Below are 1,830 nucleotides of genomic sequence, written 5' to 3'. Positions count from 1 at the left end.
CCCACACCCCGCCCGCCAAATCCCCGATCACCGCCGCGAACGAATCCGCCGCCGCACCCAACTCCCGCGCCAACCCCGACCACGCCGCCGCCGCCCCCACCATCGGCGCAGACCCCGCACCGGAAAACATCCGCACCGAATTGACCTCAGGCGGCAACACCCAGAAACTCATGTTCAAGCGCCCCTCAATAACTCAGCGGAAGAAACCCGACTGGCCGGTACCAGAATTGAACCCGCCGGAGTTGTCGTCACCCGAGTTCAGCGCGCCCGAACTCGTGTTGCCGGTATTGGACCAACCGGCCAGGTAATTGCCGGAGTTGGCGACTCCGGCATTGTTGGTTCCGATATTGCCGAAGCCGGAGTTGAAGCCGGCAACCAGTGCCGGGCCCGCGTTGGAGAAACCGGAATTACCGAAACCGGTGTTGAAGAATCCGGAATTCGCACCGCCGCCGGGGTCGTTGTTACCCCAGCCCGAGTTGCCGGTACCGACGTTGCCGAAGCCGGAGTTGGCGACCGGCTGGTCGACGCTACTGAAGAACCCCGTGTTCAGGCTGCCGCCGTTGAATGCGCCGGTGTTGGTGTCACCTGCGTTGAACAAGCCGGTGTTGACGCTGCCCGCGTTGAACACTCCGGTGTTCGAATTGCCCGAGTTCCAGAATCCGGTGTTGCCCGCTCCCGAATTCCCGAAGCCGGTGCTCTGGGTTCCCGCGTTGAAGCTACCGGCGTTGGACTTTCCGGCGTCGAAGAAGCCGAAGTTGCCGTTGCCGGCGCTGCCGATGCCGGTGTTGGAATCGCCCGAGTGCCAGAAGCCGGTGTTGAAACTGCCGGAGTTGCCGAAGCCGGTGTTGCCGTTGCCGGAGTTGAAGAAGCCGATGTTGCCGTTACCGGAGTTGAAGAAGCCGACGTTGTTGTCACCGGAGTTGAAGAGACCGAAGTTTCCGGTGCCCGCGTTCAGCGAGCCGATCCCGCGCTGGCCGTTGCCGGTGAGCCCGATCCCGATGTTGTCGCTGCCCTTGTTCCCGAAGCCGATGTTGCCCGTGCCCAGGTTCCCGAATCCGATGTTGCCGCCGCCGAGGTTCCCGCTGCCGAGGTTGAAGGTGCCGACGTTTCCGCTGCCGAATGACAGGTCACCCCTGTTGCCGCTGCCCACGTTGATGGTGCCGAAGTTACCGCTACCGAGGTTGAGGCTGCCGATGTTGCCGCTGCCCAGGTTCCCGGCGCCGAAATTGCCGCTGCCCGGGTTGAAATCACCCGAGTTGCCGCTGCCCAAGTTCCCGGTGCCGATGTTGCCGCCACCGAGGTTGTAGTCGCCGATGTTGCCGCTGCCCACGTTGATGTTGCCGAAGTTGCCGCTGCCGAGGTTGAGGCCGCCGACGTTGCCGCTGCCGAGGTTGAACGAGCCGATATTGCCCAGACCGAGGTTCAGCACCAGGTCGCTGACGGCCGCCGGCGCGGCAACCGCCGCCGCCCGCGCGCCGGCCGGCAGCGCCTGGACCCCGGGCAACGCCTCGTCAAACCAGTTCTGCCAGGACGACAACGCCGACGCCGCCGCCGACGCCCCACCGTGATACCCCACCATCGCCGCCACATCAGCAGCCCACATCTGCTCATACACGCCCTCGACCGCAGCGATCGCCGGCGCGTTCAGACCCAGCACATTCGACAACACCAACCGCACCAACACATCCCGATTAGCCGCCACCGCCACCGGATGCACCATCGACGCCCGCGCCGCCTCGAACGCACCCACCACCGCACTGGCCTGCGCGGCCGCCCCCGCCGCCCGCGCCGCCGCCTCACCCAACCACCCCGCATAGGGCATGGCCGCCG

2 protein-coding genes are annotated in these 1,830 nt (G+C 65.7%); both read right to left on the bottom strand.

Annotation, left to right across the window (positions count from 1 at the left end; genetic code table 11):
* Positions 1–172: PPE domain-containing protein (locus tag AWC08_RS05165; RefSeq protein ID WP_142283416.1), on the bottom strand; the 172-nt coding region annotated here is incomplete at its 3' end.
* A gap of 21 nt (positions 173–193) precedes the next feature.
* Positions 194–1,830, bottom strand: a 1,637-nt coding sequence (locus tag AWC08_RS05160; protein ID WP_142283415.1) for a PPE family protein, incomplete at its 5' end; no start/stop codon positions are given.

It is taken from the genome of Mycobacterium gordonae (assembly GCF_002101675.1).
Taxonomy (GTDB): Bacteria; Actinomycetota; Actinomycetes; order Mycobacteriales; family Mycobacteriaceae; genus Mycobacterium; species Mycobacterium gordonae.
Note: the sequence above shows the minus strand (reverse complement) of the source record. Positions and strands in the feature narration are given on the sequence as shown.